The sequence below is a fragment of the Acinetobacter sp. YH12027 genome (genome assembly GCF_013420085.1).
Taxonomy (GTDB): domain Bacteria; phylum Pseudomonadota; class Gammaproteobacteria; order Pseudomonadales; family Moraxellaceae; genus Acinetobacter; species Acinetobacter amyesii.
Genome location: NZ_VOYW01000084.1, coordinates 1 through 3,535, shown reverse-complemented (window position 1 = coordinate 3,535; position 3,535 = coordinate 1). Strand labels below are relative to the sequence as shown.

At 39.5% G+C, this 3,535-nt stretch carries 3 protein-coding genes and 2 pseudogenes; all 5 read right to left on the bottom strand.

The features are described from left to right. A pseudogene (locus tag FTT94_RS16245) lies at positions 1-141 on the bottom strand (IS5/IS1182 family transposase); the annotation flags it as partial. Positions 142-148: 7 nt separating this feature from the next. Further along, positions 149-696 (bottom strand): annotated as a pseudogene (locus FTT94_RS16240) (hypothetical protein). 330 nt (positions 697-1,026) lie between these two features. Continuing rightward, positions 1,027-1,587 carry a TPM domain-containing protein gene (locus tag FTT94_RS16235; protein WP_180171118.1) on the bottom strand — a complete coding sequence of 187 codons (561 nt, stop codon included), beginning with the start codon at positions 1,585-1,587 and terminating at the stop codon, positions 1,027-1,029. Then, a complete protein-coding gene (locus FTT94_RS16230; protein ID WP_257231475.1) occupies positions 1,581-2,600 on the bottom strand; it encodes a YgcG family protein in 1,020 nt (339 codons plus the stop codon). Before FTT94_RS16230 ends, FTT94_RS16235 begins: the two co-directional genes overlap by 7 nt. Positions 2,601-2,677: 77 nt before the next feature. Beyond that, the gene (locus FTT94_RS16225; protein ID WP_078189372.1) at positions 2,678-3,268 is read right to left on the bottom strand and encodes a LemA family protein; all 591 of its coding nucleotides are present in this window, start codon (positions 3,266-3,268) and stop codon (positions 2,678-2,680) included. Positions 3,269-3,535 lie beyond the last annotated feature (267 nt).

Genomic DNA, 3,535 nt, shown 5'->3' with positions numbered 1-3,535 from the left:
TCGCCCTTGTTTGCCTTTTGATGGAGCATACCATTGCGTAGCAGGATCAAACCAAATGGCAATATTTCCGCGACTCATGAGTGCTCGGTTATATGCGGGCCAATTGGTTGTGCGATAGATTTTGTGTGTAGGCTTCTTCATTTGAAAATTATATCGCTGAAAAAGCCTTTACAGATAGGTTTGTGCAACAAAGCCGTTTTTCTATATAAGCCTCACATTGAGCAGGTAAACCAAGATGATATTTTAAAGCGCTATCCACTCTTGCTGTCACATACTCAATATTTTGAATTTCACGCTGTTGAGCAAAGATTTGAATCGCAGGATGTAATTGTTCTGAGCAACTCGCATCATTGCTAAAGTATTTTAATGTCTTAGTTGTAAAAGAATAAATGGCAGCAAACAATCAACCATCTTCAAAAATAATCGCTGATGAAGCATCTAAACTGGATGCAGACCGCCACTCATAATACAACGCCTCATCTGTTCTCAACAAATAAGGCGCTGAGTAATGCTCAAAATGAGATTGAAATTTTTGATAATCATGCTTTAACAACTTTTGAAGTTCTGTTTGAATTTTTTGATTTGAAGCAATTTGCGTAATTGATGAAATATCTGAATATTGATTTAAGCCTAACGCTTGTGCATGGATCAATGTAGGAAGAAAAAAAGAAGAGCAAAGGAATATTTCTGCTTCATAGCGAGAACGGGTCTGACGTTTATTCTATGATGTCCATATATACTTACTTATGGAATGTTCATGTTATATGGACACTTATGGAGTATCAATAAGAGTAAAACCCTTTTGTATAGATTTCATAACATTCTCCACAAATGTTTTTTGTTTATTTATAAGCTTTGTAAAGCTAATTTAGCTTAATTTATAGTTAGCACTAATTGTGCCAAAACTGATTATAATAAAATTAACAGAAAAAACAGCACTTTAAAAAAATATTTTTATTTTTTGTAATCATTGCGTCTCTTTTTGTGTTTAAAAGTGACGATTTGTGTCACTTTTAAACCTGTTTATTAACGTAGTATTATTGGCGAATTGGCTATTTCATTAACACGGTCTTGCGTTTTATCAGCATAAAACTGATTCAAGACTAAACCTATTTCAAAAACACCATTCGTCAGCGCATTGCGATAGTCTTTAGCTTGCATTTTAGCAATGATATTTTGGCAAATATCTTGCCAAATTTTATCGTTAGTTGCTTGACGCAGCCCACGGTCAAAAACAATTTCTACCTGACGTTCGCAGATATTCAAATACAATAATACTCCGCTATTAAACTCAGTATCCCAGACACCTAACTCAGCAAAAAGCTGTTCAGCACGAGCACGGGTGTTTTGATAATAGGCTTGGTTTGACGGAATATGTCCCTCTATCACCACCTGTATTTCGCCCACATGGCCATGCTCAGCTTCTGTCACCGCTTGTGCAATGGCCTGCTGATCTTGCTTATTAAAAAACCGGTTTGCTGCAGGCATATAAAAGAAGTGCTTCAACCAGCGTTTAAAACTTGGTTGCTGTATTTCCTGTGTTTTAGGACAGGTGACAATTTCTGTTGTTTCTGTTTTCGTTACCATGAACCTGATGCTCCCCCACCGCCAAAACCACCACCGCCTCCGCTATAGCCACCGCCACCAAAACCACCACCACCGCTGCGACCACCTCCGCCTCCACCACCAGCAAGAAACATTTGAAAAATGGTTTGAGCAATAGCAGTGATGAGTAGAAAGAAAATTGCTCCACCCATCAACAGACTGGTGAGTAGACCTGCACCATTGACCAAACCCGCAACGGTACCTGCAACAGCTGCAGTTGACGCACTTAAGCGCTTACCCACAATAAAGGATGCAAAAATACCAATCACCAAAATAATGAGAACCGTTGTAAACGTTTTCTCTTTGGCTTGTTGTTCGTGTAAGGCTTTTTCCTGACGCTCTTTCAACTCTTGGGCTGCCTGAGCTGCAACTTCAGGGTCTTGATTTAAAATACGTGTTATTTCCGTTAAGCCAGCATCTATGCCTTGAGCATACTGAGCTTGCTTAAAATACGGTGTGATTTGATTACGAATTATGCGACTAACGATGATATCGGGCATGATTCCTTCTAACCCATAACCCGTAAGGATTTGAATTCTACGGTCGTTCACGGCGATTGCCATCAATATCCCGTTGTCACGTTTTGCAGAACCGAGTTGCCATTTTTCTGCAACACGCATGGCATAATCAAAAATATCTTCTTGACCTGTGGTTGGTACAATCACGATACCAACTTGTGCCTTGCCTTGTTCGTGTAACTGTAGAATTTTCTGGCTAATAGCTTGCTTTTCAGCAGCTGAAAGTAAATTTGCCTGATCAACTACAGGTTCATTTAGGGTCGGCAAGCCGCGAATCGACTCGCCATCTGCCATATCATTGGCAATACTCGGCTGCTGAATTTTGATTTCAGGCTCTGCTGTTGTTTCTTTTTGCGTAGCTGACTGTTGATCTTTTAATATTTTACCGACAACAACTGTTTCAGCATCTACATCTGTAGCGGTGGCAGTTTCTGCATGTGTGAAACCCACCACACACAATAAGCATGCTAAAACCATGCGCTGCAACCACAACAAACCTGTATGTTTTAACTCAAAATCCACCATCAGCCCACCTCACAATGCAGTGATGCCAATTAATTAAAATCAACTTTTGGTGCAGTTTGTGCACTTTGCTCTGCGCTAAAGTTAGGCTTGGTATCCATACCGATGACTTTAGCTGTCATCACTTGCGGGAACTGGCGTGCATAGCCGTTAAAGTCTTGTACCGTAGTAATGTAGCGATTACGTGCGACAGCGATCCGGTTTTCAGTGCCTTCTAACTGAACCTGTAAGTCACGAAATTGCTCATTGGCTTTTAAGTCTGGATAATTTTCCGAAACAGCAATTAAACGTGATAGTGCGCTGGTCATCTGCGCTTGAGCTTCTTGATATTTTTGGAACAGTGCTGGATCTTCCAAAACTTCCTTATCCACTTTTAAGCCCGCAACATTGGCACGTGCTTGAGTCACTTCTGTCAGTACTTGTTCCTCATGTTTCGCGTAACCTTTAACCACATTGACAAGATTCGGTACCAAATCTGCACGGCGTTGATATTGGTTTTGCACCTCAGACCATGCTGCTGTAACGGCCTCGTCTTTGACTTGTAATGTGTTATAGCCACAACCACTCAGGGTCAACGTACTGACTAATGCGATTGCGAGCATGCTTTTTTTCATTGAATTCATAACCCTTAACCTCAAGTATTTATTTGTAATTGTTTAAATAAATTCATTCTAACCTTATTTTTCGAATGAATTATGTATTTTCTTTGTGATTAAACTGATCTACTCGAAAAATATTTAGCATAAAAAAAAGCCCACAACTCGTAATGCCAGTCAGTTAAGCAAATTTTAGTAAAATGTAGTAAAAATGAGTGTATGTGAATACGCTCATTTTTTTATGTCTTTATCTGAACATTTAGAATCCACTCTTGAACATTCTCTCCCATCACT

Coding starts and splice junctions, on each gene's coding strand:
- FTT94_RS16235 (WP_180171118.1), bottom strand. CDS start 1,587: ATGGTAACGAAAACAGAAACAACAGAAATTGTCACCTGTCCTAAAACA.
- FTT94_RS16230 (WP_257231475.1), bottom strand. CDS start 2,600: ATGGTTTTAGCATGCTTATTGTGTGTGGTGGGTTTCACACATGCAGAA.
- FTT94_RS16225 (WP_078189372.1), bottom strand. CDS start 3,268: ATGAATTCAATGAAAAAAAGCATGCTCGCAATCGCATTAGTCAGTACG.